This is a genomic window from Bifidobacterium sp. ESL1133 (genome assembly GCF_058107325.1).
The window spans coordinates 99,558-125,320 of record NZ_JBYLUI010000004.1 but is presented as its reverse complement, the minus strand read 5'-3'; the positions used below and the strand labels follow the sequence as shown (position 1 = coordinate 125,320).

Genomic DNA, 25,763 nt, shown 5'->3' with positions numbered 1-25,763 from the left:
ACACTTGCCCTCTGGTAAAAACCCGCACCAGCAAGCCACTGAGAGCTACACTGAAGGTGTCAGTAACCAAGGGAGAAAGGACACATCATGGACATCAAGAATGAAGCGACTAAGCTGGCCCACAAAGTCGAGGACGGCGCCCGCGACGCAGCCGAGAAAGCCAAGGATGTGGCCGGTAAGGTTGCAGACAAGGCCAAAGATGCGGCTGAGGACGTAGCCGATAAATCGAAAGAGGCAGCTGCAGCCGTCAAGGACAAGGCCGGCGATTTTGCCGACAAGGCCAAAGACAAGGGTGAAGATGTGGCAGACAAAGCCAAAGATGCCGCCGAGACCGCTAAAGACAAGGGCGGTGAAGCAGTAGATGACGCAAAGGAAGCCGTCCACGAGGCCACAGCGGACTGATAGATACCAAGACGATGTCGTCTCAGCATAACTGAAAACAGACCGTACGGTAGGCAAAGACGCACACCGAAGGTAATGACAGTGGGGATTGCGGACACTATGTTCCGCAATCCCCACTGCCGTATGCCGTTAAAGCACCACGAGCGACTTGATGGCGCGACGCTCATCCATCGCAGCGTAGGCATCGGCGATATGGTCCAAATCGAAGCGCTGCGTAAACACTTTCCCCGGGTTGATTTCCCCATTCAGTACAGCATTCAGCAGCAATTCCCGATCATAAGAAGTAACGTTGGCAATGCCGCCGCGCAGCCCGACATTACGCCAGAACAGGCTCGTGGTATCAGTGCTGCCCATCTGCGGCAGCCCCACCCGACCCACCACAGCACCAGGTCTCACCACTTTGGAGGCAGTATCAAGCGACTGCTCGGTACCCACGCACTCCAACGCCGCACCCACACCATCACTGTTCTGTCCCAGCAGGCAACGCACCGCTTCCACCGCATCGTCGCCGCGTTCGGCGACCACATCAGTAGCTCCGAATTCACGCGCGAGCGCCTGCCGGTCCTCATGACGACTCATGGCGATGATGCGCCCGGCACCGCGCAGCTTTGCTGAAATCACGCCGCATAGGCCTACCGCACCATCTCCCATCACCACCACGGTGTCGCCTTCCCGCACTTCGGCACTGGCAGCGGCATGATAGCCGGTGGCCATCACGTCGGAGAGCGCAAGCAGGGAGTTGAGGGTCTCTTCCGAGTAGTCCTGCGGCCGCCCGGGGATTTTCACCAAGCTCCAGTCGGCGTGTGGGTAGCGCAGGTATTGAGCCTGGTAACCCTTCTTGCCCACTTTGTCTGGGTTGAGGCAACTTCCATCGAAGCCGGCTCGGCAGGCTGCACAATGCCCGCAGCCGGTCGTGAAGGGAACAATGACGAAATCCCCGGGGCGAATAGGTTCCGCGCCGTTTACTCCTTGCTGGAACGTGGGACTGGCCCCTACCTCCTCGACGACGCCAATGGCCTCATGCCCTGTGGTGGTGCCGGTTTGACGGGGGTTGAGCCCGCGGTACCACCATAAGTCCGACCCGCACACGCATGCACGAATCACCTTGATGATGGCGTCGGTGGGCTGCTCGATGACTGGCATGGGCACGTCACGCACGGCCATCTGCCCTGGACCTTCAAATACGGCGGCGCGCATCGTACTGCCGCTCGCTGTTGTCGTTGTCGTAGCTGTTGTTGTAGCCGTAGCACCCATATCACTCATAAAAGCCTCCCTCAGTTTGTAGTTTCCCAGTAAACCTGCTTCATGCGCTCGAAGTCAATATCAGCCCTGCATCTCTTCGTAGATGCGCTGGCAGTCCGGACATACCGGATAGTTCGAAGGATCGTGCTTCGGTACCCAGATCTTGCCGCATAAGGCCACCACCGGCCGCCCGGTCAGGCGTGATTCAGCCATTTTCTCTTTGGAAACATAGTGCGAGAAACGATCGGCATCCCCGGTCCCGTCTTGCTGGCGCTGATCCTCGGTCTGGGGACGTTCCAATACTGCGGTGCCGCCGCCTTCGCCAGGCGCATTGGGATCATTGGGAATTCCCGCTCCCCCTTCGTTCTCGTCATCAAACATCTTCGCCGCACTCCGCTCGGTTCTAAGCATCATGTACTCCTTCACGCGCCGATTCTTACCATACATTTCCATCTTACTTGACGCATTTACCCACCTGTCGTTATCAGCCTCAAGCGCTAATCTGGTGCGTATGACTATCGCAGTGTGCCCCGGCTCCTACGACCCGGTCACAGCCGGGCATTTGGATGTAATCGAGCGTAGCGCGCGCATTTTCGGAGAAGTGCACGTGCTCGTAGCGGTCAATGCTGCAAAAACGCCCCTGTTCGCACCGCAAACGCGCGTGTCCATCATCAAAGAAGCTCTGGCACGAGACGGATACAACAACATCACCGTTACTTCCAGTACCGGTTTGATTACCGACTACTGCTCACAAGTGGGCGCCACCACCATCGTCAAGGGACTGCGCCAAAACGGCGACTACGAGGCCGAATTAGGCATGGCCCTCGTCAACCGTAAACTTTCCGGCGTGGAAACCTTGTTCTTGCCCGCCGACCCTGTTCTTGAACACATCGCCAGCTCCATTGTGAAGGATGTGGCTCGCCACGGCGGCGATATCACCGGCATGGTGCCCGACAACGTGGCACCGCTGCTTATCGAAGCTTTGCACAACGAGGTACACACAGAAACGAGGCATCATGGCTAATCCGAATCAAGGAACGGAACTGGACGACGACATGACAGACGACACCTTCACGCTCTCCAACATGGCCTCAGGGCAACGCACAGACCGAGCGACGGAAAACCACACCGCGGCAGGCAATACCGAAGCCGTAGGGTACGGGGACACGAGCTTCGTCACTGAAACAGACCTCGACGAGACCAACGACGGCAATATTTCCCAGGCAGCGCAGGCAGCTTTGGCCGCGCAAGCAACGTTGACCGCACAGGCCGAAGAGACCGAGGCTGCCGCACAAGCGGACCCGCAGCAGTCTGCGAGTGCACCAAAGCTTCAGGAGGAACGCCCAGAAGAGACACAGTACGCACCACCGGCAGAACCCGTGCAAGCTACAGCTACGCCGAACGTGGCTTCATTCTCCGCGCAGGACCTGCCCGATTTGCGCGAAGGCGAGGACGAAGACCCGGAGATACGCAAAAGCCGTGACGAATTCACCACGGTGTATGACGTCATCGACCAGCTCGAAGCCATGCTTGACGGTGCCAAAACCAGCATCTTCTCCCCGGGAACGGTGCGTGTGGATCGTGACGAACTCGCCGATCAGTTGCACGACCTGAAAACCATGCTTCCCGTTCAGCTTGAGCGCGCCTCCTCACTGATGCGCGAAGCCGAACGCCGTTTGGAAAACGCGCAGGCACAGGCACAATCCATCATTGCGAGCGCGCAAAGCGCCGCCGCACAGACCAAGCAGGACGCCGAAGAACAGGCTCAGTTCTTGGCCGGCCATGAGCGCGTCACCGAACTGGCTCAGCAGCGCGCCCGCAAAATCCTGACCGAAGCGCAGAATAAGGCCAACAAGCTCACCCAAGGTGCCAACAACTACTGCTCACAAGTGATGAATGGCCTGCAGGAACAGATCAACAAACTCGGGCAGGATGTGCAGAACGGGCTTGACGTACTCGCCGAACGCGAGGATGTCGCCGCGCGTCAGTTGGCCAAGAGCAATCATGATCAGCAGGTATTGCCGGAGGAACAATGACACACAACCAACCGAACGACGCTTCTGCAAAGCCTGGCCGCCCACAGGATTCCCCTTGGGCCTTCGACGTGGCTCAAGTAGCGTCTCGTACCGGCCAGAGCCAGGACGTCGATACCAGTTTCCCTGCCCCCAGCGGCATCGGCGACAACATTGTAGGCGTTGATGAGGGAAGTCCGGTCGCAATAAACGGTTCGTTCGATTCCATCGTGGATGGCCTGATTTTCAATGGCACGTTCAGCGCGCCGGTGCACGCCGAATGCACCCGCTGCCTCAATCCCATACAGCGCGATTGGAGCGTGAACGTCACCACGTTCTTCCCCTACGAAAGCGCAGAAGAACAAGGCAAGCACAGCAAAAACTCCAAACAGTCAGAGGTCGATATCATCGCGGAAGAAGATGAATCGGCTGACGTGTATCCGCTGGCCGCAGGAGGCACCATCGCCGATTTCGAAGCCCTGCTGCGTGACACACTCGTCGAAAACCTGCCGCTGCAAGTACTGTGCCGGCCAGATTGCAAAGGGCTGTGCCCGAAATGCGGCGTGAATCTCAACGACAATCCCGACCACGGTCATGATGAAATCGACGACCGGTTCTCCGCATTGGCCGGACTGAAAAGTTCATTGGAAGCGAAACAGGAAACCGCCGGCAAGTAGGTATCAGCCAAAACGCACACCCGGCAAACCGTGCAAAACTACAGGTATGGCACTATCATGCCGTTTCTTGTACCGGGCTTACCGTAGAATAAACCACGCTTAAGCACCTAGTTCGAACGAAATAGAGGAAATCATGGCACTGCCAAAGTACAAGACTTCGCGAGCCAACACGCACACCCGTCGCTCCGCATGGAAGGCACAGGCGGCGAACACCTTCGCTTGCCCCAACTGCGGCGCCCCGACGCTGTCGCACATGGCTTGCCCGAGCTGCGGTTCTTTCCGCGGTCGCGTATACCGCGAAGCCATCAGCTCCACGCTCAGCAAGTAGCGTGCAGCCAAGCGGCACAGATCGCTTTGCAAAGGCCCTGCCATCGACGGGTGGCAGGGCCTTTGCCATGGGTGAGGAGCAGTGAATCGCAAGGCAGACAACATCAACACAACCGCAGTGAGCGCTCCCGACCAGACCTCGCAGTCACACCAAAGCACTGATACCAACACTGGCGCCAGAGCACGCATTGACACCCACTACGTTCAGACCCGCACCATATAAACGCCACAGCGTCGCACAGGAGTCCCTATGACCGATGAATCCCAGCTCAAGCAGCAACATCAGCAAGCCCAAGCAGAGCCTGATAATCAGGCCAGCCAGAGCCAAAGCCAAGTGACCGAAAACCTCGATCCTGACCGTCCCCAAGCCGACACGGCAGCACCGAACGCCCTACTGGAACGACTCGGCACCACGCTGCAACCCGACTTGATGGTGCAGGCCCTCACCCACCGGTCCTTCTCCCACGAGCACGAGGGCGCCCCCAACTACGAACGACTCGAATTCCTCGGCGATGCGGTCCTCGAGTTCGTCTCCACCGAAACCCTGTACCGCGTTCACCCCGACATGAACGAGGGACAGCTGGCCAAAATGCGCGCCAAAGCCGTATCGGAGGAATCACTGTCGAACATCGCACTCACCAAACTCCAGGTGAGCCCATACATTCTGCTGGGCCGCGGCGAGGCAGATGACGACGGCGCACACAAAAGCTCGATTCTGTGTGACATCGTCGAAGCGCTCATTGGCGCCACATTCGTGGAGCACGGTATCGACGAAGCCAGGCGCGTGGTGCACAATCTCATCGACGACACCCTCGCTGAGGTAGCCACCGAAGGTCCCGCACTGGATTGGAAGACCTCATTCACCGTCAAAGCGCACCAGCTGGGGCTCGGAGAACCGCACTACCGCATGGCAGTCGGCGGGCCGGAATATGCGCCTGAGTTCACCGCTCAGGCCATGCTCGAAGGCAGCGACGAGGTGCTAGGCACCGCCACTGGACCCAGCAAACGTAAGGCACAGCTCAAAGCCGCCCAACTGGCTTGGACCGAACTCGACCAGCACCCAGAACAACATACGGGAAACAAAAGCGGCAGGCACGGCGACAAGCACGACTCGGCACAACGCAACTGACAGCAGGTACTGAGGATGTTTGGCTTTCACCGAGCCGAACAGCCATTGCCTTCCACCATCCGAAACACCAACGCACCTTATACGGGTGTTGCTTTTACAATGATTCCAACACGTCGGCGCAGCGAACGGGGGAATTGTGACAACAACACCATTGCAAGCACTGAACAGCATGGCAAAAGGGCCATCGCCGGAGAGTGACGAGGATCGGTCGAACGGCGAAACCATGACCGGGGCGCAGGCGCTGGTACGCACGCTCGAAGATCTCGGTGTGCGCAGTGTGTTCGGCATTCCCGGCGGCGCGATTCTGCCGGTGTATCATGCCATTGACGACAACACCAAGTTCCGATTTGTGCTCATGCGACACGAGCAAGCGGCAGGGCATGCGGCAGAAGGCTACGCAGTGTCCACAGGGCAGGTGGGCGTCTGCATCGTCACCTCAGGGCCGGGCGCCACCAACATGGTCACCCCCATCGCAGACGCCAACATGGATTCCATACCTCTCGTGGTCATCACCGGCCAAGTAGGCACTGACGCCATAGGCACCGACGCCTTCCAAGAAGCCGACACCGTGGGCATTACCTATCCTGTGGCCAAGCACTCGTACCTGGTCACTGACGCGAAAGACATTCCACGAGTGCTCTCGGAAGCCTATTACATCGCCCAATCCGGACGCCCCGGACCAGTGGTGGTCGACCTTACCAAAACCGCACAGAACGGCACACTGCACTACTCATGGCCACAGCGCATGATTCTGCCCGGCTACCGCCCCACCACCAAGCCCCATGGCAATACCATCACCGCCGCCGCCGAACTGTTCGAGCGCTCATTCCGCCCCGTACTCTACGTGGGAGGCGGTGCCGCACGCAGTGACGCCGGTTCTCTGGTCAAGAAACTCTCCGATCTGACCGGCGCACCCGTCACCTGCACATTGCCGGCACGCGGCGTGCTGCCGGACAGCGACCCGCATAACCTTGGCATGCTGGGCATGCACGGCACCGTACCAGCTACGGGAGCGGTGCAGCAGTGCGACCTGCTGGTCGCCATCGGCGCCAGGTTCGACGATCGGGTCACCGGCAAGCTCAGCGCGTTCGCCCCCAGCGCCAAAGTCATCCACATCGACATCGACCCGGCCGAAATCGGCAAGCGCCGCCAAGCAGATGTGCCTATCGTGGGTGACGTGGCGGAAGTGCTCACTGCACTCATCGCCGCCATCGAAACCCAACAGCACGAGCACGGCAAGCCAGATCTGAGCGCGTGGTGGCAGCTCATCAACTCGTGGAAGCGCGACTACCCCACCACATACGCCGACCCGAGTGACGGAACACTGGCCCCGCAATGGGTTGTGGAACAACTCTCTCAATTCGCCGACCCGTCCACCATCTGGGCTTCAGGGGTTGGCCAGCACCAGATGTGGGCCGCTCAACTCATCGACTTCGAACAACCTCATTCTTGGCTTTCCTCCGGAGGTTTGGGCACTATGGGCTTCGGTCTGCCCGCTGCGATTGGCGCCAGTGTGGGCACGCAGGAAAGCCATACGCCACGGCCCGTATGGCTTATCGACGGCGACGGTAGCTTCCAGATGACCTCCGAGGAGCTTGCCGCAGCCACCGTAGACGGTACACCTGTCAAAATCGCCATCCTCGACAACGAGGTGTACGGCATGGTGCGCCAATGGCAGACGTTGTTCTACCAGCAGCACTACTCGCAGACCAATCTGCAGGAGGGCGACGGCATAGCACAGGCGAAGCGCGGCACGACCGACAGCAACAGTACGGCCGATAGCGGCAGCAATGCCGGTAATGCTGAAAACGGCGATAACATTAACAACAGTGCCGAGCTGGTCGGTATCCCTGATTTTGTCAAACTCGCCGAAGCTTATGGATGCGTTGGGTTGCGAGCCCGTACCAAGGAAGAGGCAGTCGCCGCCATTAAGCAGGCCAACGCCATCAACGACCGGCCGGTGCTCATCGACTTCGTGGTGTGGAAAGACGCGATGGTCTGGCCTATGGTTCCGGCAGCCACATCTAACGATGAGATGACCTATATGCCCGGCATCCAGCCGCTGCTGCACGCTTCGGAAGGCAGCCAAAACACCGATTCCACCGCCAAGGAGGCCTGACATGACCGATTACCCCGCGTCCCAGCCCAACTCGCGCCGTCACACCCTTTCGGTGCTTGTGGAGAATCGTCCCGGCGTACTCGCCCGGGTCTCCGGCCTCTTCGCACGCCGCGCGTTCAACATCAACTCGCTGTCCGTCTCCCCCACCGAACGGCCCGATATTTCACGTATCACCGTCACTGCGGACGTGGAACAAGGCCCACTTGAGCAGATCATCAAACAGCTCAACAAGCTGCTGCACGTGCTGAAAATCGTGGATTTGGACGCTGAGACGGCGGTCGAACGCGAACTCGTGCTCATCAAGGTGGCCGCCACCGCGGCAAACCGATCGGATATCCTCGAAATCGTCAACCTGTTCCGTGTGCGCGTGGTGGATGTGCACTCCGAATCACTCACGGTGGAGGCCACAGGCGCTGAAGGCAAAATCGAAGCGTTGCTGGGTCTGCTGCAGCCGTATGGCGTTATTGAACTGGTACGTTCCGGTGCCGTCGCAGTGACGCGCGGGCCTCACGCGTTGAGCGAGCGGGTCGCCGGATCGGCGATAAAGGGCCGCTAGACGCTGATTTGCTGCACGGTCAGGCTGGCATCGTAGTTCAGCATGTTTGGTTTAGGCAACGGTAGCGCCGCAGCTGCCTAAACCAAGAACCAGATGCCTGTTGGCGCGGTCGCTGCGACCTGCCCATCGCAATCTACCTACTCAGCGCAGTCTACCTACTCAATCTGCTCGCTTAACTCCATCCATTCCATCTCCAATTCTTCCGCCTCGTCCGCAGCTTCGGCAAGACGACTGTTCAGCTGCCCCAATCCCTCAAAGTCGCTGGGATCATGCGTGGCCATCTGCGATTCAATGTCGGCTTTGGTCTGTTCAATCTTGGCGAGTTTGCGTTCGATGGCCGAGATACGCCGAGTGGCATCATGGAAGGCCTTACCGGTGAGTTTCGGCGAACCTGCACTAGGGGAAGCACTGCCGTCAGAACCATGAGTATCCGTCGAACTGTTGTTGCTTCCCGAAACCGCATTGGCCGCCTCTTGGCGAGCATCAGTACTGTCGTTTCCGGCACGACTGTTTCCGGCATTGCCGTCTTTCGCTTTGCCAGTACCGGCACTTCCCCCAGCCGCACCTCGCTGGATGCGCTCCACCATGTCCAGATAATCATCCACGCCACCGGGCAAATGGCGTACTTTGCCGCCGATAAGCGCGAACTGCTGATCGGTGACTCGCTCCAACAGGTACCGGTCGTGCGAGACCACGATGAGTGTGCCGGGCCAGGTATCGAGCAGATCCTCCATTACCGCGAGCATGTCGGTATCCAAATCGTTGCCCGGCTCGTCGAGAATGAGTACGTTCGGTTCGTCCAGCAGAATGAGCAGCAGCTGCATGCGGCGCTTCTGACCGCCGGAAAGGTCACGAATCGGGGTCATCAGCTGCGCGGCCTCAAAGCCGAGCCTCTCCATAAGCTGACCGGTCGTCACTTCTTTGCCGCCTACCTCGTATGTGGGTTTGTAACGGCTGAGTACCTCTTTGATCTTGTATTTGCCGAGCTTTTCCAGCTCATCAAGACGCTGGGACAGCACTGCAAACTTGACGGTCTTGCCTATTTTCACACGGCCGACCGTGGGCTGCAGCGTACCATCGATAATGCTGAGCAATGTTGACTTACCGGCACCGTTCGCACCGACCACGCCGAACCTGTCACCCGGGCCAATGAGCCACGTCACGTCGTCGAGCACCTTGCGGCCCGAAACCGTCACTCGCTGAGCGGCTGAAGTAGGGTGGTTCACACCGTCCGCACTGTCCGGACCATCAACACCGTCAGTAGCATCGCAACCGACACCTTCCGCAGCGTTCTGCCCGTCGGCATCACCGTGAGCACCGTCGGCACCATGACCGTCAATCCCCGCACCTGACCGAGCTTCGACAATCCGCTCGTCGGTCAGGTCGTCCACTGCCAGCTCCACCGAACCATACACTTTCGGCTCTTCGTACAGCGCATGCACCGTGTCAACCTGAGACGGCGAAACCCTCTCGGACTCGGGTTCAGAGTACTGAACACCATTCTCTGACACCTCAGCCGTTTGGCTTGACGCCGTTGTTCCCTGCTCATGCTCGAAAATCTGGGTGACATCGGTCAGGTCAACCACCTGTTTGCCCAGCCTCGATGTCGCCATCTGCTGCAGCTCAAGCGTATTGCGCATCGGCGGCACATCGTCGATGAGCGCATGCGCTTGTTTCACGTGAAACTTTTGCTTTGTGGCGCGAGCCCGAGCGCCACGGGTCAGCCAAGCCAGCTCCTTGCGAGCCAAGTTCCGACGCCGTTCCTCACGGATATCAGCCTGCCGGTCGCGCTCCACTCGCTGGAGCATGTAGGCGCTGTAACCACCCTCGAACGGGTCGATCACCCCGTCGTGCACCTCCCACATCGACTCGCACACCTCGTCAAGGAACCAGCGGTCGTGGGTGACCAGCAACAGCGCGCCTTGCCCTTTGCCCCAGCGGTTTTTCAGGTGTTCGGCCAACCAGTGGATAGTGACGATGTCGAGGTGATTCGTGGGCTCGTCAAGTGCCAGAATATCCCAGTCCTTAAGCAGCAACCGGGTCAAGTCCACACGGCGGCGTTGGCCTCCGGACAGCGAGCCGACTGTGGCTTCCAGGTTCAGACCGCCCAGAAGTGCCTCCACCACATCACGCGAGCGTGTGTCGGCAGCCCACTCGTAATCCTCACGCCCGTCGAGCGCAGCTTCGCGCACCGTGGCATTGTCGTCGAGCGGATCACGCTGGTCAAGCATGCCGAAAGTAAGACCGCCGCGCCGACTCACCTTGCCGCTATCTGGCTGGCGAGCGCCGGAAAACAGCTGCAGCAACGTGGATTTGCCGTCACCGTTCTTGCCCACAATGCCGATGCGATCGCCTTCGTTCACGCCGATGGTAACGTCGGTGAAGATGGTCTTGGTAGCGAATTCCAGCGAAACGTGTTCGAATCCCAAATCAAAAGTAGGCATAATAAGTTCATGCTACCGCCAGAGCAGGGCATTGCGCTCTTGGGAGCAGGACAGAACTCGCGCTGCCCCTCGATAGGTGCAAGCCACGATATCAAGAGAGACAACGCGGCAGCAGCAGATAGAGCCATCCTAGCGAAGCTCCAGCCGCGAAGCATTGCCGACAATGGAATAGAAGGGCGAGCCCTGCCGATCACGGGTTACGGTACCGGTCAGACGCTCGGCTCCCAGAGCCACCGAGCCGTTATTCGATACCACGTGGTACCCGGCTGAAGGAGTGAAGCTGTCATGCAAGGCTATACGTGCCGAGGAGGCCGAGAGCTTGCACCGTTCCCGGACCCGCAGAGACCGGGAAACGATGCTGCTGGACACGCTCGAAATCGCTGCATTTACGCAGGAAACATGCTGCATCCGCAACGATCCGCCAGTTACCGAACAGCGAAAGGTGTCAACTTCAACGTCCTCGACATAGGCAGCTCCTGAAGACGCCTCCACATTCAAGATATGAAGCGGCTTGAACGCGGGCAGCGCCACCACCAAGGACGGGGTCGTCCACAACCACGAAATCGAAAGCTTTCCCTGCTGAGACCTCTTCTTCCAAACTGAAGTTTTCTGGGTTATAGTCATCTCATGCGAGTCGTTCACGGTTACTGTGAAGCAATCTGAAGCGCAAAAACGAAGATATATGCCTGGCTGATTGGATTGCTTCACCATCAGTCGCACGTCCCCTGTAGACACCGATAAAGAGTCAATCGTATCCAGTTCCATGAGCTTGCCGTATCGTTCCAATCCGAGCATGGTCCTACTTTCTCACTGTGACAGTTCAGGCAGCTGGCACACCTGCCCATTCATATCGGGGCCACTTATCATGGCATCTTTTGAGCGGCTCTGCACCTCAAATATGGAATTATCTGCCATATAACCTGCCCTTACTGCTTCACCAAACGGTCTAAGGCCGTTCCGTCGAGGTACGAGAATCGAACAAATCTAGTGGAAAGGACTCCATCCAAATGAGAAATCCTCACCTTTTAAAATAGGTAAATTTTACTATATAGGGAAACGCTTCCTTTGTCAACAAACTGGATAAGCTATAATTATTTTCTATCATTTTCCCTATTTGATGGAGCAGGTATGGGCGCGCGCGATACTAAACTACTCGTCCTTGGAGTGGTCATGCTCCGCGAGCCAACGTACGGGTATGAAATCGAGAAGGAACTCAAAGCCTGGAACGCGGACAGATGGGCCGGCGTGGCCCGCGCATCCATCTACAACCAGCTCAAACACCTGAGTAAAAGCGGGATGCTGCAATTCGATTCCACCAGCAAAACCGAAAACAGGCCAACGCAATACCGCTACCGCATCACCGACAAAGGCCGGCAAGAGTTTCTGGCATTGGTGCACGAAAAGCTCGACAATCCACAACCCCAACCCGGCGATCTCATGCCAGTGCTGTGCTTCATCCCCTACATCCCCGAAGAAGACGTGACGCGCGCCTGCCGCAGACGGCTACAGAACAACACAGCATTTCTCGAAGCATTTGACGATGCCATGGAAACTTGGTTTCCAACAGCCGCTTCTGATGCCTCGTACGATTCGGGCACCGCAGACACTCCGGGCGTCTCGAACACCTCAAACGCAACTGCGTCAAATTCCTATATCCAAGAAATCTTCCACTACGAAAAAGCCGCCATCATGGCCGAGACAGCGTGGCTGAAAGAATTCCTCAAACGGCTGCCCACCTACTACAGCAAAGCATCAAAAGACAAAACAACTACAGTCTCATCGTGAGGTTTCACCGGCACCCACACTGCACTGACGCCCACCTCACAGTCATTCCATCGACTGCGCGTAGGTACTGCAGCGCGTGGCGAAGGCTGAGAACACCTGCTCGGCAAGTGGCTGCACCTCGCAGTCATAGCGCGCAAAATCATCACGAATTTGCGCAATCTGCGATTTCTTGAGGTTTTCCGTCATCTTCGGCTCAGCAAGCCATTCATCCAGCAACGTTGCCGTGACTTCCATATGAAATTGGAATCCGATGGCTGTTTTGTAGCAAAACGCCTGATTCTTCGTGTGCTCGGAGCTGGCGAGCAGCTGCGCGCCTTCGGGCAGTGAAACCTTATCGCCATGCCAATGCAAGACATTCAGCTTCTTGTTCCACATCGAAAAGTAGTCATTGCACGCCACCTTACTGATGGGAGCAAACCCCAGCTCAGCATGCTTGGCGCGTTCCAGTTTCGCGCCTAACGCAGTAGCGATAATCTGATGCCCCAAGCACACACCCAGCACCGGCATACCAGCCTTTACCGCCCGGCGCACCATTTTCGCCTCGGTCTTCAACCCTGGATAGGTTTCCGTGTCGGCAGCCCCCATTGGCCCGCCCATCAGCACCAAACCTGAGAAATCGTTGACATCGCTGTCTTCCATAGCCTCATCTTGTACCAGGTTGACCGTTTGAGAATTCACCCCGTAGTCGTCGAGACTATCGAGAATTCTCCCCGGTTTCTCCCAAGGCACATGCTGCACAATAAGCACTTTCGCCGTCGTCATACTACCATTATGCCATTTTGTCTTGCCATAGCCTGTGCATGCACTCAATATTGACTCAAACAGTCATTTTCATCTACAAAACTGTCGCAGTACTTCAACCACAAATCCAGCCACGCACATCCCTCAAGTGCCATAACAGTCGCGCATGATCGAGCACGACAATCACCCCCAACCGCCCCATTCATTCGCCTCTTTTCTGCCATACCCCCAAAAATATCCCCGCAAACCGGAAATCTGACAGTCATATCAGCATCGCAGTCATTCAGTAGGGACGATTTCGTCAAACTGACACAACCCCAAAATACAGAAACGTTGCAATTCCGCCATTCTCATATTCTTCAATTGCCAAGATATCCCAAATCGTCCCTACTGAACGAAATATGTTATCTGCGCAGCGAGCGCATGAGCACTGCATACTGCACCACGAGCACTGCCAGCAACGCAGAGAACGCTAGCACTGCGCCATTTACGGTTCCAGCCGCCAGCGTCTTGGCACCAGCTTGCCCAGCAGCAAGCAGCGTGGCACTTACCGACGTGCCCACTGCCCCGGCAAACTGCTGTGCTGTATTGAAGAAGGCGTTGCCCATGCTGCGTTGCTTGCCATCAAGTCGGTTGAGACCTTCAGTCATCATATTGCCCATGCACAAGCCAGTGCCGAGCATGTACAGCATATACAATCCCAGAATGGCAGCGTCGCTCAGATGATGTCCCAATACCAAGAACAGCGCAACGGAAATTATCGACAGCGCAGGCCCAGCCACCAGCGGCGGCTTCGGCCCAAAGATATCGAGAATACGACCGCCGAGAGGCGCGAACACCGCACCAAGCAAGGCACCCGGAAGCAGGCACAAGCCTGACACAAACGCCGAACTGTCGTTGACCAGTTGCATATAGTTCGGCAGAATCAGAGACATGCCGAGAGACGTGGCCTGAAACAGGAAGTATGCGACAACAAAGCCAGCAAAGTGCAGGTTACGCAGCAGACGGACATTCAACAAAGGATGCTCGATCTTGAGCTGACGCGCAACAAACAGAGCCAACGCAATCACTGCTACCAGCAACGCTCCGCCCACAGTGAGGCTGAAGAACGACGTAGTGGACATCGAACTGAACCCAATGACGAATCCAGCAAAGGTAATGGCAATCAGCACGATGCTACCGGCGTCGAAATGCACCTGTCGCAGCGTACTGTGCTGCCTGATTGACAACACTCCCATCACCAAAGACACCACAACTACAGGAACAAGGAAAGCGAAAATAAACCGCCAACTCATGTTCGATACCACCACACCACCGAATGTGGGCCCAATCGCTGGGGCAACAGCGGTGATGAGAGTTCCCCAACCCATCATCACACCGATTTTCTGGGCGGGCACTTCTTCCAGAATAATGTTGAACATCAGCGGCAAAGCAATGCCGGCGCCCAACCCTTGCAGCGCACGCCCAGCCAAGAGCAGACCGAAGTTCGTCGCAAAAATGCACACCAGAAGCCCCGCTAAAAAGCACAGATTAGCAGTGATAAACAGCGATCTGGCAGTGAAACGCTCCTTGAAATTGGCGCTCAACGGCACCACTACGGAGGCCACCAGCAGGTAGATGGTGGTCATCCATTGCACCGTGTCGGTACTCACGTCGAATTCGCGCATAAGCGTTGGGAATGCAATGTTGGTGGCGGTTTCAACGACCACTCCAGAGAGCGAAAGCAGGCCGGAAGCGATGAAGGCAGCAAAGACTCTGCCGGGAATGCGGACTTTCTCGGGGATGCGAGCTTTCTCCGGATTGCCCGAAGGCGTCTGTGACGGATCGCACCTGCGCTCGGCCTGATTGAGTTGGGCTGAGCCGCGCGTCGCGCCTTGATTGGAGATATGACTCACGGTTTGGGTTAAGCCTTGACTCATTTCCCGGCTTGAACTGTGGTTCGCGTTTTGGGTTGATCCGTGGTTCGAGCCTTGATTTGAATAGGTAGGGTTGTGCTGTCCTTGAGAAGGGGATGGCATGAAATTCCTTTGAAATGAACGCACGCTGACTGCGGTGTTTGTCTCATCGCCAATCGGCGACAACGCGCAAAGCGTACGCATCACATGCTGCTCAGCGGTATAGACAATTTCACCGGTCACAGGCAATTCGCATATCCGGCCGAAGCGCTTGCATGGCCATTTTCATTCTGTGAGTACTTTTGTGCAAAACCTGCCCCTACTGCGCATTTGCTCGCAACCAAGATCGTTGAAATTCCGCCATTCTTGCATTTCATCACAATCCGAGCTGCTTGAAAAAGTACTCACGGAACGCAATCGAGGCGATTATCGTGCTGCCCGAAGCTTGGCGCACTGCGGATTGTCTGACAAACATCATAGGGTGGGATAATATTGCAAAAGCTCACAAACCGCGACATTTCAAGGTTTTAGAGCAATCACGATGCATCAGTACAGGGCATGAACAGATTGGCGGCGCGATATGACCTCACCAAAGCAGCACAGCAGCAGGGCACCTGAGCCAGCAAAGCCCGCCGGTGTATCGGAAAATTGCACCACCGAACTTCATCAAGACTCAGCAGTTGTCGGCAAGCATCAACATGATCACAGGCAGGCAGCCGAGAACTGCTCCATCGCCGCCCGACTGGCCGTCTACAACACGGCCACGCACAGCGTAGAGCCGTTCGAACCAATCGTGCCAGGGCAGGTAGGGATGTACGTGTGCGGCGCCACCGTGCAGAGCTCACCGCATATTGGCCACATCCGTGCAGGAGTAGCGTTCGATGTGGTTCGCCGTTGGTTGGAAAAGCTGGGATTCAAGGTCACCTTCATTCGCAATGTGACCGATATTGACGACAAAATCCTCACCAAAGCGCACGCTGCCGGGCAGCAGTGGTGGGAGCGCGCCTACATCTACGAGCGCGAATTCACGCACGCTTACGAAACACTCGGCGTGATGGCTCCTACCTATGAGCCGCGCGCGACCGGGCACATCGGTGACATGGTGGAGCTCATCGAACAACTCATCAACAACGGGCACGCTTACGTTATTAAGGATGCGGATGGCAAGCCGACCGGGAACGTGTTCTTCGACGTAGCCAGTTGGCCGCGCTATGGCGAGTTGACGCGGCAGAAACAGAACGATGAGACTCACGACGCGCGCCCGTCCGAAGGCAGCGATGCGAGCGCCATCAATATCCCGACTCAAGCGGCGCGGCATACCGATGCCGCAGAGACAGGCGCAGCGGCCGGCACAGACGCAAACGCAGAGGTTAACACCGACAGAGACGCTGACACTGCGATTACTGATCAAATGGGCCCGAGTGTGGATCGAGCAGGAAACGACCGCTACAACCCCGCAGATCCAGCCGACAACGTAGACGGCAAACGAGATCCGCGCGATTTCGCATTGTGGAAGGCCTCCAAGCCCAGCGACCCGGCGACCGCACGCTGGCAAACCCCGTTCGGCGAGGGGCGGCCGGGCTGGCATATCGAGTGCTCGGCCATGAGTCACCGCTACCTCTACAACCCTGCACAACCGAGCCAAAGCATGTTCGACATTCACGGCGGCGGGCTCGACCTGCGCTTCCCGCACCACGAGAACGAAATGGCACAGTCTTTGGCCGCTGGATGGGACAGCGCAAACGTATGGATGCATTCAGCCTGGGTGACGGCCAAGGGCGAGAAAATGAGCAAATCGCTGGGCAACGGGCTCTCCGTGCCGGCGGTATTGGCGGAACACTCAGCTTGGGTGGTGCGCTACGCGTTAGGAACCGTCCACTACCGTTCGATGCTGGAGTGGAGTGACCAGACTCTGGCCGAAGCGCAGGCGGCATATGAGCGCATCAATAATTTCACCACGAGAGCCGGCGAGGCGCTGTCCGCCCAGCCTTCTCGCGACGAGGTGGCAGCAGTAAGTGCCACGGAGCTGCCCGAGGACTTCGTGACTTCCATGAACAACGATTTCAGTATATCTGGTGCGACCGCAGCGATATTTAGCGCCATCCGCGAAGGCAATGCACAGATGAGCGAGCTTGCCGAAGCACAGGCGGCAGGTAAGAGCACAACCGACGTCCAAGGTAGGCTGCACGCCACACTGCTTTCCGTGCGCGCCATGCTTGATGTGCTCGGTCTTGACCCGCTCGCCGAACCGTGGGCAGCGGGGGCGCATGGTCAGTCCGATTCGGCGCAGGCGGACGGAGCAGCCACCGAACATGAGGTGCTCGACGCCATGGTGCACGATTCGCTCGATGCACGTTCCGCCGCACGCGCTGCCAAGAATTTCGAGGCGGCAGACCGCATCCGCGACTATCTGACCGCCAAGGGCATCACCATCGAGGACGGGCGTGACGGTTCCACGTGGAGCCTCAAGTAGCGGCTCCTAAACTTTTCCCGCGCGCCCGCTAGAATTGTGGACATTATGGCAGCATTTAGTTCTTTAACAGACAAGCTCTCTAATGCCTTCAAACACCTGAAGAGCAAGGGCAAACTTTCCGAGGCGGACATCGACGGAACGATCCGCGAGATTCGCCGTGCCCTGCTCGACGCCGATGTGGCGCTCGACGTGGTGCGCTCCTTCACTTCCACCATCCGCGAGCGCGCGTTGGGCACCGAGGTTTCCGAGGCGCTGAATCCCGCCCAGCAGGTGGTGAAAATCGTCAACGAGGAGCTCACCAACGTGTTGGGTGCCGGCGTAGATCGCCCGTTGAATTTCGCCAAGAACCCGCCTACTGTCATTATGCTGGCAGGCCTGCAGGGCGCCGGTAAGACCACGTTGGCAGGCAAGTTGGGCTACTGGCTCAAGGATTCGGGTCATACTCCTCTGCTGGTTGCTGCCGATTTGCAGCGCCCGAACGCTGTGACCCAGCTGGAAGTGGTCGGCGAACGCGCCGGTGTGCCGGTATATGCTCCCGAGCGCGGCGTGCAGTCAGCCGGCGGCGAGGCTGTAGCAACTCCGGGCAGCACGTCCGGCGACCCGGTCAAGGTGGCACGGGACTCCATCGCATTCGCCAATGAGAAGCTGTACGATACGGTCATCATCGATACTGCGGGTCGTTTGGGCGTAGACGAAGAGCTCATGGCTCAGGCGCGCAACATTCGCGACGCTGTCAACCCCAACGAAATTCTTTTTGTAATCGACGCCATGATCGGCCAGGATGCTGTCAAAACCGCGCAGGCGTTCGACCAAGGCGTGGACTTCACCGGCGTGGTGCTCTCCAAGCTCGACGGCGATGCACGAGGCGGCGCAGCACTCTCTGTGGCGAGCGTGACCGGCAAGCCGATTCTCTTCGCTTCCAACGGCGAAGGCCTGAAGGACTTCGAGGTGTTCCACCCCGACCGCATGGCTTCTCGAATCCTTGACATGGGCGATATTCTCACGCTCATCGAGCAGGCGCAGAAGGAATTCGACGAGCAGCAGACGCTCGAATCAGCCAAGAAGATGGCGCAGGGCACGTACGGTCTGGACGATTTCCTCGAGCAGCTACAGCAAGTGCGCAAGCTCGGCTCCATGAAGAGCATTCTGGGTATGATCCCAGGTATGGCTGCTCACCGCAAGGAACTTGAGCAGTTTGATGAGAGCGAAATTGACCGCACAGAGGCCATTATCCACTCCATGACTCCTGAGGAGCGGCGCGACCCGTCCATCATCGACGGTTCCCGCCGTGCGCGTATCGCCTATGGTTCAGGAAACACCGTGTCGACGGTCAACGGTCTGTTGCAGCGATTTGAGCAGGCAGCCAAGATGATGAAGCGGGTGACCAACAAGGCTTCGGGCGGTATCCCTGGCTTCGGCGGCCCTGCCATGGGCGGAGGCAAAGCCGGCAAGAAGGGCAAAAAAGGCAAGAAGGGCAAGTCGAAGTCCGGCAATCCAATGAAGCGCGAGGCTGAGGAAAAGGCGTTGCGCGACAAGCTGTCCGGCAAGGGCGGCAGCAAGTCCGGCGGTTCGGCGTTCGCCAAAAAGCAGGATCCGAATGGTCTGCCACCTGAGCTCCAGGAGGCTTTGGGAGCAGGGAGTGGCGGTCAAGGCTCGCAGAACGGCGTGCCTGATTTGCCGCCGAACTTCGGTGGTGGACTGTCGGGGCTGCTGGGCTGACCAGTGCCAGTTGCCGCTTATTCGCCGCGGTGACTGGCACGTGAATGCCGCCAGTCACCGCACGACCTCAAACACCTACTACTTCTACTTATTGGCTCATTCGTACTCGTCCGTGAGATGAGTCATCTCATCCTTTGCCTGACGGAAACGGAGTCGTCATGATTGCTTTGAATATCGTGACGGGTCTACTCGCCGTTTGGACGCTGCTACGTTTCCTGCCGGCGGGCTGGGACGGCCGTGCGCCACTGCCCTATTTCATCTCGTTTGTGCGGTTTCTGTGGATTCCGGCGGCGGTGTGCTTGGTGCTGGGCGCTGTCACCGGTAGCACCTTTGCTACGTTGCTCAGCGCGGGCATCATGGTGGTGATTGCCTTCGTAAATTCGCCGTGGCATCGCAGGCGGGTGTCTCGCGCAACAGGGCGCGGCATACAGCTAGATAGCGGGGCGCGATCGCACACTGACGGTACCGAGGCCGCAACTGAAACTGCAGATGCAACTGTACCTACAACTGGTAGTAGCAACAACAATGGCACCAACAGCGATGACGATAACAAGACCGCCTGCAAAACTGCTAATTGCCTGTCTGCCAAGCTCAACGTTATGACGCTGAACTGCCGCTTCGGCAAAGCTGATGCGGGGGCGATTGTCACTGAGGTTCGGGAACGAAACATTGCCGTGTTGGCGTTGCAGGAGCTCACTCCTGAACTGGTTCGCGCACTGGACGATGCTGGCTTGGCGCAGCTGCTGCCCTACCGTCAGCTTGGACGCCACCAAGCAAGCGACAACGGCGGATTCAACGGCATTTGGACTGTTGACAAACCCGAGGACTCTGCTGCGCGCAGCGACGATATTGAAGCTGCCGACACCCCGTACGCCCAGGTTGGAGGCATCACCTTCGTCAGCGCTCACCCCAAGTCCCCCATGCGTGGGTGTCGTGAGTGGTCGGCCGGCATCCGCGCACTGGGAACACTGGCAGAACAGCCATTCGCTGACCGCGGCACACCCGCAGCACATGACGTTGCCGCAAGAGATACCGGCATGGCCAGCCGCAACAAGACTTCTACTAGCGCTGCTGCCGCCACCGCCGTACCCGCAGCAGTGGTGATTATGGGCGACCTCAATTCAAGCCTGTCGCACCCCAGTTTCCGTGCTCTGCTGCGGTCCGGCTTTACCGATGCCGGACTGGCCGAACATCACCGCACTGTGGCCAGCTTCCCTGCTTGGCTGCGCTGGCCACGCCTCGAACTCGACCATGTTTTGGCGAGTGCGCCACTCATTCCCACAGATGCCATGGCCGTATCGGTCCCCGGCACCGACCATCTGGCGCTGGTGGCTCGCGTGCGGCGGCGATAATGTACCACCGGCAACCGTCTCACACTGATTTTGCGCTCAGCCGCCCGTCAGCCATGGCATAGAGACAATCGGCAATCTGGTTCAGCTCATCACTGTGATGCGAGGCGATGACGATGGTGCGCCCCAATTCTCGCTGATGACGCATCTCATCGAGGAACAAGGCTACGGAACGCTCATCCAAACCGTTAGTAGGCTCATCAAGCAGCACCAGATTCTGATGTTCCATCAGCGCCTGCACGATGGCTAGCTTTTGCCTCATACCCAACGAATATGCCTTGACTTTCTCGTTTTCATGCCCCTGCAACCCAAAGTGCTTCAGCAACCGTTCCACCTCTGCCTGGTCAAACGCCTTATTGATGCCGGCGAGGTACTCGAGATTCTGCATGGCAGTCTCAGACGTGACGAAACCGGGATTTTCGATGATTACTCCAACAGAATCCGGCAGCTTTTCGTTGAATTCTACTGGTTTATCACCAATGAGAACCTCGCCTTCATCAAGCCGTATGAACCCGCATATGGCTCTCAGCAGCATGGTCTTACCCGAACCGTTGGGACCAACAATGCCATAGATGTGACCGCGTTCGAATTTCGCGGAAACATTGGTGAGCACCGGCTTCTTCTTGATGGTTTTCGAAATATTATTGACTTCAACGTACATGATAATTCCTTTATCGATTGGTCATCTGTAGGATGACTCCTGTTTTTCTGGTTGACGCATGTCTACACGGGATGAAATGCACATACCGGGTTTGCATATGCTGTATCACGGAAACGACGGTGCGTAGTAAAGATGCCTACCTTCGCCGCATCCCTGCTCACTCAATTTCATAGCGGTTGAACACAATTGCATTGCCCACCACCAGCAGCACCGTGGCCCCAGCCAGTACCGGTACCCAAGCCGGCACCGCGCCTACCGTTGCGAACGCGAACCATTTGGTGAAATTCGGAACGGCAAGAAGCAAACCGTAGAGCAATGCCGCAACGAAATACCCTATGGCTCGATTCCCCAACAGATAGCCTGCGTTGGCAGTCAGCATGAGCACCAGAAGCGTCCATGCCGCACACACGGAGGATACCAATATCCGAGCAGTGTACGAACTTGGAAGAACCATAACGGCAATCACCGTCTGCAACCCGGTGAACACCAGGCAATAGACAATCACCAGCGCGAGATAGCGAACGAAATGCATGATGCCGCGGCGCGCACGAACGTAGACATAGTAGTCAGGCACACTCAAATACTCTGACATCTGCTCCAGAGGTATCGCGACGCCGCAGGCCATGAAGCCGATGGCGGCCGCATTGACCATCAGGTCTGGTACTCCGACATCTTTCGAGAGGTGGTACATGCCAATGAACACGCCATTGTTTTGCCCGGAGAGTACACCCGTGTAGAACTGGAATGTCAGCAGCGCCAGCAGAACGAGTATGAGCAAGCGAATACCGGTGCGCCCGCTCAGTTGCTGCCAGGCACGATGAACTTGATGCACGGCAATCACCCGACTTTGTCGATGTAGTCAAGCCGCTCAAACGCCGTCTGGTTTGCCAAAATCATCAGCAGCCCATATCCGACGAACGGCACGACCTGATCGAAGAGAACTTGCCTCCAGTCCATGCCGACGGGATACCAGAAGTAGTACAAGTAACGTCCCATGGTGCCTGGGAATGCCAGCAGAAACCAGCCTCCCAACACAAAAATGATGGTGATCCACGGTACGACCTGACCGAACGAAAACCCGAGATTGATCAATAACAACACGAGCAGCTGCACGGCAACACCCATCATCACCAGCTGAGCGAACACCATTATGACCACCGACCAGCATTTGGCAACGGCAGGATTGCCGAACACGGCAAATTCCATGACCGCGAACAGAACCGCGCCGAGGGCTGCTTGCAGCACTGAGACCACCAGCACCCACGCCATATTGACGGCCAGCTCTCGTTTGGGTTGCTGTCTCACACGTTCGAAAGCCGGATATTGCGTGCTGCCAGCGGCTTGCAGTATCAGTATGGACGGCAACCATCCTACTACGGAGGCTTGCCTCATGTACGTGTCGTAGTCACCGGCAAAATCGGACTGCTGAGAGAAGAAGAACGAAGCAACTGAATACAGAATCGCATATACCAGCGCCACGGCAACCACGATTTTCTTCAGATTCGAGGACCTTCGCAGCGGTGCCAATACCTCACTAACTGACATCGCACTTCCTTTCGACAAACACGCAAAGCCACGACAAGAACGCCAAACCCAACACGGTAATCACAAAACCAGTCGCACTGTAATTGCGGCCTCCCGTGGCGGATTGTGCAGAAGCGATATTCAAAAACGTAACATGACTAAGTTCATTGGGAACAGCCCCAAGCGTAATATCCGGCAGTGCCCACCAAACCAGACTGACAACAAATGGAATCAGCAACTCCACAAACCGCTTTTTGGTAAAGAAGGAAACTCCGACGGCAAGGGTAGCGAAAAGCCCTGAAATAAGGAATACCATTAGCAGTACAGTTACAATGAGCAGCACCTGATTAGTTTTATATACATCATATAACCACGTTTTTGAATCAATCAAAATATATCGATAACATCCAGCCGCTTTATACTCAGCTTCTGTCATATACGTAGCAGCATCAGGCGCGCAATCAACTCCATCAATGAATGTCATGTGCGGATCTCGTACAGCTGCCACAAGCAAGTTCAGCAGCAAAGGCATCGTACCTCCTATGCCACCAAGCAGAAAGCCAGAGATCATCGATCCTCGAAGCACTGAGTTTCTGCTTTTACGAGTATACAAACTATTGATTCGCCCCGTAAAACGCTCAATAGAAAAAACACTGCCACCAATCAGCGCTGCAAAGAATGGCAGCAGCAGTAAATATATAGGACCGGACGAGCCATCTCGACTGAATAGCATTACTTCACGCAGAAAAGTCGGGGCACTCGCCGTCGGCATGAATCCTGCATGCCAGTACGACCAATGGTTAAAGAAAATAAGCACAGCAGATGCTGCGATGATAATTAGTATGCGCACACTGAACAGATTACGAATAAGCTGTCGTTTTATCATTGCCCACATGTATCCTCATTCACCTCTCTTCTATAAAAGGTGCGCAGCTATTGAACATAGCTGCGCACCCCAGATACATCACACAGAGTCGGGGCTCCACACACCATATCCGGTGTAGCCATTCCCACTGTTACTTTGGGTTCGCATATGAACTTGCTTTCGCCCGTACCGCTCGTAAGTAAAATTACTTACTTTTCGAGCTTGCCCAGAAGTCATATAAACCGTTGCCGAAGATACATCCTCATTGTGATAGCCAAGCATCCATGCACGAACAGTCTTGTTAGCATACTGCGTGCGAATATACCCAGATGAGGCATCCTGCTTCTGCCGATTCGGAGTATCAACAGTATTCCAACCGCTTGTGGTCGCCGACCAGCCAGTATCACCATGATTGTTAGCCATCGCCGGAGCAGCGAAGCTGAACATGGAGACTACAATAGCGAGCGAGGCCATAGCCTTATGCTTTATATTCATAGTCTTCATTTTTATTCCTTTATTTCGTGAGTACACCCCACATTGCTGTCGGGTCCACTCATGTGTGGGCTCAGACAGACAAAACACAACTTTGTGCTATCCGAACAGCTCCTACAACAAGCCGGAGCTGTTAAGAGAATAACAAAATATTTCTCACAGAGCAAATATGTATATGAAAATAGCAAATATTTTTTTGCTTCCACATGCTTAAAATATATGCAAAATCAGCAATCTCGGCGCGACACGCCGACAAGCGTTGCAGACACAACGACAGCACTCTCCAACGCCGGCGCCCACCAAATATCACACGCCGCTCACGCCCTGCCACGTACTGCGGTTGACTCGCGCTCGATGACGGTAAAGGGCACGTAGTGCGGGAAATTGCCCTGCTCCCCCGCGGCAAGTATGTCGAATCCGTCTTTGCCCATGCGGTCAAAATCTTGGGTCACGCTGGTCAGACTCGGCCGCACCATATCTACCAGTTCCGTGCCGTCGAAGCTCATAACACTCAAGTCCAAAGGCACATTCAACCCCAGTTCCGACGCGCGGTTCATCGCTCCGAATGCCGTCAAATCACTGGCTCCGACGACGGCGGTCACGTCCATACCGGCCCCGCTATAGGCATCGACCGCCGCCACACCGTCCTCATACACGCACGTGCCGTACTGAATCCACCGCCCCTCAACAGCAAGACCGTGGTCCTTCATGCATTGCCGGTAGCCATCCACGCGCAGCCGTACCGCGCCTTGGTCGGGAATACCGGCAAGACCGATCGCCGTGTGCCCACGGGAAACAAGAAATTCGGTGGCTTCGTAGCCCATCTTAAAATTGTCGGAGGTAACGAATGGCAGCGCGTTGTCCACCACTGGGGCAGACAGCACCACGCACGGTATGCCAGAATCGTGCAGCATACGTACGGTTTGCTCATCCAGTTCCAGAGAGACCAGCGCCACCGCACGCACCGCACGTTCGACAGCTGCACGAATGGCACGCTGCTGAGCCTGGGAATCATTGTTACCTACATGAATGACGAACACATCCAAGTTGTGCTGTGCGGCCTTGGCTTCAATCTCACCCACAATGTTGGTGCCGAAGTTCGATTTGGTACTCGACATGACCACCGCGATGATATGACTTTCGCGCTGCACGAGATCGGAGGCGGCCATGTTACGCACATATCCCATGCTTTTGGCCGTTTGCTTTACCAGTTCCACCGTTTTATCATTGTGCTCGCCTCTGCCTGAGAGCGCTCTGGATATGGTGGCGGTTGAAAGGTGCAGCCTCTCGGCGATGTCCTTGATCGTAACTCGCGATCGCATTGCCATGCCGCACATCCCCTTGCAGTAAA

The 25,763-nt window shown here is 56.7% G+C and carries 24 protein-coding genes and 3 pseudogenes; 13 read left to right on the top strand and 14 right to left on the bottom strand.

Going from position 1 to position 25,763, the window contains the following annotated elements:
* Window positions 1-87: 87 nt before the first annotated feature.
* A complete protein-coding gene (locus AC3B5A_RS05280; protein WP_489799413.1) occupies window positions 88-402 on the top strand; it encodes a hypothetical protein in 315 nt (104 codons plus the stop codon).
* Between the two features lie 129 nt (window positions 403-531).
* Here the strand turns inward: AC3B5A_RS05280 and AC3B5A_RS05275 are convergent, their stop codons facing one another.
* Together AC3B5A_RS05275 and AC3B5A_RS05270 are read right to left on the bottom strand one after the other, a co-directional pair.
* A complete protein-coding gene (locus AC3B5A_RS05275; protein WP_489799587.1) occupies window positions 532-1,599 on the bottom strand; it encodes a zinc-dependent alcohol dehydrogenase family protein in 1,068 nt (355 codons plus the stop codon).
* Window positions 1,600-1,725: 126 nt separating this feature from the next.
* A complete protein-coding gene (locus AC3B5A_RS05270) occupies window positions 1,726-2,025 on the bottom strand; it encodes a DUF3039 domain-containing protein (protein ID WP_489799585.1) in 300 nt (99 codons plus the stop codon).
* 130 nt (window positions 2,026-2,155) lie between these two features.
* Between AC3B5A_RS05270 and coaD the strand changes: the two genes are divergently transcribed.
* The 8 genes from coaD to ilvN all read left to right on the top strand — a co-directional run bounded on the left by coaD (window position 2,156) and on the right by ilvN (window position 8,464).
* Window positions 2,156-2,668, top strand: a complete 513-nt coding sequence (gene coaD, locus AC3B5A_RS05265; protein ID WP_489799411.1) for a pantetheine-phosphate adenylyltransferase — start codon at window positions 2,156-2,158, stop codon at window positions 2,666-2,668.
* Window positions 2,669-2,882: 214 nt separating this feature from the next.
* Window positions 2,883-3,680 (top strand): cell division protein, encoded by a 798-nt coding sequence (locus AC3B5A_RS05260; protein ID WP_489799583.1) that lies wholly within the window; start codon window positions 2,883-2,885, stop codon window positions 3,678-3,680.
* Window positions 3,677-4,333, top strand: coding sequence for a YceD family protein (locus tag AC3B5A_RS05255; RefSeq protein ID WP_489799409.1), 657 nt, complete (start codon window positions 3,677-3,679; stop codon window positions 4,331-4,333). The genes AC3B5A_RS05260 and AC3B5A_RS05255 overlap by 4 nt, the downstream gene beginning before the upstream one ends.
* A 133-nt stretch (window positions 4,334-4,466) precedes the next feature.
* On the top strand, window positions 4,467-4,661 hold the full coding sequence (gene rpmF, locus AC3B5A_RS05250; RefSeq protein ID WP_489799408.1) for a 50S ribosomal protein L32: 195 nt from the start codon (window positions 4,467-4,469) through the stop codon (window positions 4,659-4,661).
* An 81-nt stretch (window positions 4,662-4,742) separates the two neighbouring features.
* Window positions 4,743-4,883 carry a hypothetical protein gene (locus AC3B5A_RS05245; RefSeq protein ID WP_489799406.1) on the top strand — a complete coding sequence of 47 codons (141 nt, stop codon included), beginning with the start codon at window positions 4,743-4,745 and terminating at the stop codon, window positions 4,881-4,883.
* Between the two features lie 207 nt (window positions 4,884-5,090).
* Window positions 5,091-5,789: a ribonuclease III gene (rnc, locus tag AC3B5A_RS05240; protein WP_489799581.1), complete on the top strand. Its 699-nt coding sequence runs from the start codon at window positions 5,091-5,093 to the stop codon at window positions 5,787-5,789.
* A gap of 169 nt (window positions 5,790-5,958) precedes the next feature.
* A complete protein-coding gene (locus AC3B5A_RS05235) occupies window positions 5,959-7,908 on the top strand; it encodes an acetolactate synthase large subunit (RefSeq protein ID WP_489799404.1) in 1,950 nt (649 codons plus the stop codon).
* Window position 7,909: 1 nt separating this feature from the next.
* A complete protein-coding gene (ilvN, locus tag AC3B5A_RS05230) occupies window positions 7,910-8,464 on the top strand; it encodes an acetolactate synthase small subunit (protein WP_489799402.1) in 555 nt (184 codons plus the stop codon).
* A 155-nt stretch (window positions 8,465-8,619) separates the two neighbouring features.
* On the opposite strand, the pseudogene AC3B5A_RS05225 reads toward ilvN, so the two are convergent.
* From AC3B5A_RS05225 to AC3B5A_RS05210, 4 genes and pseudogenes are all read right to left on the bottom strand, one after another.
* A pseudogene (locus AC3B5A_RS05225) lies at window positions 8,620-8,850 on the bottom strand (ABC-F family ATP-binding cassette domain-containing protein); the annotation flags it as partial.
* A 182-nt stretch (window positions 8,851-9,032) separates the two neighbouring features.
* Window positions 9,033-9,927: pseudogene (locus tag AC3B5A_RS05220) on the bottom strand (ATP-binding cassette domain-containing protein); the annotation flags it as partial.
* 75 nt (window positions 9,928-10,002) lie between these two features.
* Window positions 10,003-10,908: pseudogene (locus AC3B5A_RS05215) on the bottom strand (ABC-F family ATP-binding cassette domain-containing protein); the annotation flags it as partial.
* A gap of 129 nt (window positions 10,909-11,037) precedes the next feature.
* Complete coding sequence (locus AC3B5A_RS05210; RefSeq protein WP_489799400.1) at window positions 11,038-11,703, bottom strand: DUF4097 family beta strand repeat-containing protein; 666 nt, start codon at window positions 11,701-11,703, stop codon at window positions 11,038-11,040.
* Between the two features lie 375 nt (window positions 11,704-12,078).
* On the opposite strand from AC3B5A_RS05210, the gene AC3B5A_RS05205 reads away from it, so the two are divergent.
* Complete coding sequence (locus tag AC3B5A_RS05205) at window positions 12,079-12,693, top strand: PadR family transcriptional regulator (protein WP_489799398.1); 615 nt, start codon at window positions 12,079-12,081, stop codon at window positions 12,691-12,693.
* Window positions 12,694-12,735: 42 nt separating this feature from the next.
* Here AC3B5A_RS05205 and AC3B5A_RS05200 read toward each other — a convergent pair whose 3' ends face one another.
* Window positions 12,736-13,455 carry a type 1 glutamine amidotransferase gene (locus AC3B5A_RS05200; RefSeq protein WP_489799396.1) on the bottom strand — a complete coding sequence of 240 codons (720 nt, stop codon included), beginning with the start codon at window positions 13,453-13,455 and terminating at the stop codon, window positions 12,736-12,738.
* Between the two features lie 383 nt (window positions 13,456-13,838).
* On the bottom strand, window positions 13,839-15,353 hold the full coding sequence (locus AC3B5A_RS05195) for an MFS transporter (protein ID WP_489799394.1): 1,515 nt from the start codon (window positions 15,351-15,353) through the stop codon (window positions 13,839-13,841).
* Window positions 15,354-15,909: 556 nt separating this feature from the next.
* On the opposite strand from AC3B5A_RS05195, the gene AC3B5A_RS05190 reads away from it, so the two are divergent.
* From AC3B5A_RS05190 to AC3B5A_RS05180, 3 genes are all read left to right on the top strand, one after another.
* Entirely contained in the window at window positions 15,910-17,802 is a 1,893-nt protein-coding gene (locus tag AC3B5A_RS05190; RefSeq protein WP_489799392.1) for a cysteine--tRNA ligase, read from the top strand.
* A 45-nt stretch (window positions 17,803-17,847) separates the two neighbouring features.
* Window positions 17,848-19,521, top strand: coding sequence for a signal recognition particle protein (gene ffh / locus AC3B5A_RS05185; RefSeq protein ID WP_489799390.1), 1,674 nt, complete (start codon window positions 17,848-17,850; stop codon window positions 19,519-19,521).
* A gap of 158 nt (window positions 19,522-19,679) precedes the next feature.
* On the top strand, window positions 19,680-20,873 hold the full coding sequence (locus tag AC3B5A_RS05180) for an endonuclease/exonuclease/phosphatase family protein (RefSeq protein WP_489799388.1): 1,194 nt from the start codon (window positions 19,680-19,682) through the stop codon (window positions 20,871-20,873).
* A 19-nt stretch (window positions 20,874-20,892) separates the two neighbouring features.
* On the opposite strand, the gene AC3B5A_RS05175 is transcribed toward AC3B5A_RS05180, so the two are convergent.
* The 6 genes from AC3B5A_RS05175 to AC3B5A_RS05150 all read right to left on the bottom strand — a co-directional run bounded on the left by AC3B5A_RS05175 (window position 20,893) and on the right by AC3B5A_RS05150 (window position 25,740).
* A complete protein-coding gene (locus tag AC3B5A_RS05175; protein ID WP_489799386.1) occupies window positions 20,893-21,531 on the bottom strand; it encodes an ABC transporter ATP-binding protein in 639 nt (212 codons plus the stop codon).
* Between the two features lie 157 nt (window positions 21,532-21,688).
* The gene (locus AC3B5A_RS05170) at window positions 21,689-22,372 is read right to left on the bottom strand and encodes a hypothetical protein (RefSeq protein WP_489799384.1); all 684 of its coding nucleotides are present in this window, start codon (window positions 22,370-22,372) and stop codon (window positions 21,689-21,691) included.
* A complete protein-coding gene (locus tag AC3B5A_RS05165; protein ID WP_489799382.1) occupies window positions 22,369-23,076 on the bottom strand; it encodes a hypothetical protein in 708 nt (235 codons plus the stop codon). Before AC3B5A_RS05165 ends, AC3B5A_RS05170 begins: the two co-directional genes overlap by 4 nt.
* A complete protein-coding gene (locus AC3B5A_RS05160; RefSeq protein WP_489799380.1) occupies window positions 23,066-23,941 on the bottom strand; it encodes a hypothetical protein in 876 nt (291 codons plus the stop codon). The genes AC3B5A_RS05165 and AC3B5A_RS05160 overlap by 11 nt, the downstream gene beginning before the upstream one ends.
* Window positions 23,942-24,019: 78 nt before the next feature.
* Entirely contained in the window at window positions 24,020-24,424 is a 405-nt protein-coding gene (locus tag AC3B5A_RS05155) for a DUF2712 domain-containing protein (protein WP_489799378.1), read from the bottom strand.
* A gap of 305 nt (window positions 24,425-24,729) precedes the next feature.
* A complete protein-coding gene (locus AC3B5A_RS05150; RefSeq protein WP_489799377.1) occupies window positions 24,730-25,740 on the bottom strand; it encodes a LacI family DNA-binding transcriptional regulator in 1,011 nt (336 codons plus the stop codon).
* Between the last annotated feature and the right edge of the window lie 23 nt (window positions 25,741-25,763).

Bases quoted from the DNA above. Each gene is read 5' to 3' on its own strand.
- AC3B5A_RS05280 (WP_489799413.1), top strand. From the start codon at position 88: ATGGACATCAAGAATGAAGCGACTAAGCTGGCCCACAAAGTCGAGGAC.
- AC3B5A_RS05275 (WP_489799587.1), bottom strand. From the start codon at position 1,599: ATGCGCGCCGCCGTATTTGAAGGTCCAGGGCAGATGGCCGTGCGTGAC.
- AC3B5A_RS05270 (WP_489799585.1), bottom strand. From the start codon at position 2,025: ATGTTTGATGACGAGAACGAAGGGGGAGCGGGAATTCCCAATGATCCC.
- coaD (WP_489799411.1), top strand. From the start codon at position 2,156: ATGACTATCGCAGTGTGCCCCGGCTCCTACGACCCGGTCACAGCCGGG.
- AC3B5A_RS05255 (WP_489799409.1), top strand. From the start codon at position 3,677: ATGACACACAACCAACCGAACGACGCTTCTGCAAAGCCTGGCCGCCCA.
- rpmF (WP_489799408.1), top strand. From the start codon at position 4,467: ATGGCACTGCCAAAGTACAAGACTTCGCGAGCCAACACGCACACCCGT.
- rnc (WP_489799581.1), top strand. From the start codon at position 5,091: ATGGTGCAGGCCCTCACCCACCGGTCCTTCTCCCACGAGCACGAGGGC.
- AC3B5A_RS05235 (WP_489799404.1), top strand. From the start codon at position 5,959: ATGGCAAAAGGGCCATCGCCGGAGAGTGACGAGGATCGGTCGAACGGC.
- ilvN (WP_489799402.1), top strand. From the start codon at position 7,910: ATGACCGATTACCCCGCGTCCCAGCCCAACTCGCGCCGTCACACCCTT.
- AC3B5A_RS05210 (WP_489799400.1), bottom strand. From the start codon at position 11,703: ATGCTCGGATTGGAACGATACGGCAAGCTCATGGAACTGGATACGATT.
- AC3B5A_RS05205 (WP_489799398.1), top strand. From the start codon at position 12,079: ATGCTCCGCGAGCCAACGTACGGGTATGAAATCGAGAAGGAACTCAAA.
- AC3B5A_RS05200 (WP_489799396.1), bottom strand. From the start codon at position 13,455: ATGACGACGGCGAAAGTGCTTATTGTGCAGCATGTGCCTTGGGAGAAA.
- AC3B5A_RS05195 (WP_489799394.1), bottom strand. From the start codon at position 15,353: ATGAGTCAAGGCTTAACCCAAACCGTGAGTCATATCTCCAATCAAGGC.
- AC3B5A_RS05190 (WP_489799392.1), top strand. From the start codon at position 15,910: ATGACCTCACCAAAGCAGCACAGCAGCAGGGCACCTGAGCCAGCAAAG.
- ffh (WP_489799390.1), top strand. From the start codon at position 17,848: ATGGCAGCATTTAGTTCTTTAACAGACAAGCTCTCTAATGCCTTCAAA.
- AC3B5A_RS05180 (WP_489799388.1), top strand. From the start codon at position 19,680: ATGATTGCTTTGAATATCGTGACGGGTCTACTCGCCGTTTGGACGCTG.
- AC3B5A_RS05175 (WP_489799386.1), bottom strand. From the start codon at position 21,531: ATGTACGTTGAAGTCAATAATATTTCGAAAACCATCAAGAAGAAGCCG.
- AC3B5A_RS05165 (WP_489799382.1), bottom strand. From the start codon at position 23,076: ATGTCAGTTAGTGAGGTATTGGCACCGCTGCGAAGGTCCTCGAATCTG.
- AC3B5A_RS05160 (WP_489799380.1), bottom strand. From the start codon at position 23,941: ATGATAAAACGACAGCTTATTCGTAATCTGTTCAGTGTGCGCATACTA.
- AC3B5A_RS05155 (WP_489799378.1), bottom strand. From the start codon at position 24,424: ATGAAGACTATGAATATAAAGCATAAGGCTATGGCCTCGCTCGCTATT.
- AC3B5A_RS05150 (WP_489799377.1), bottom strand. From the start codon at position 25,740: ATGGCAATGCGATCGCGAGTTACGATCAAGGACATCGCCGAGAGGCTG.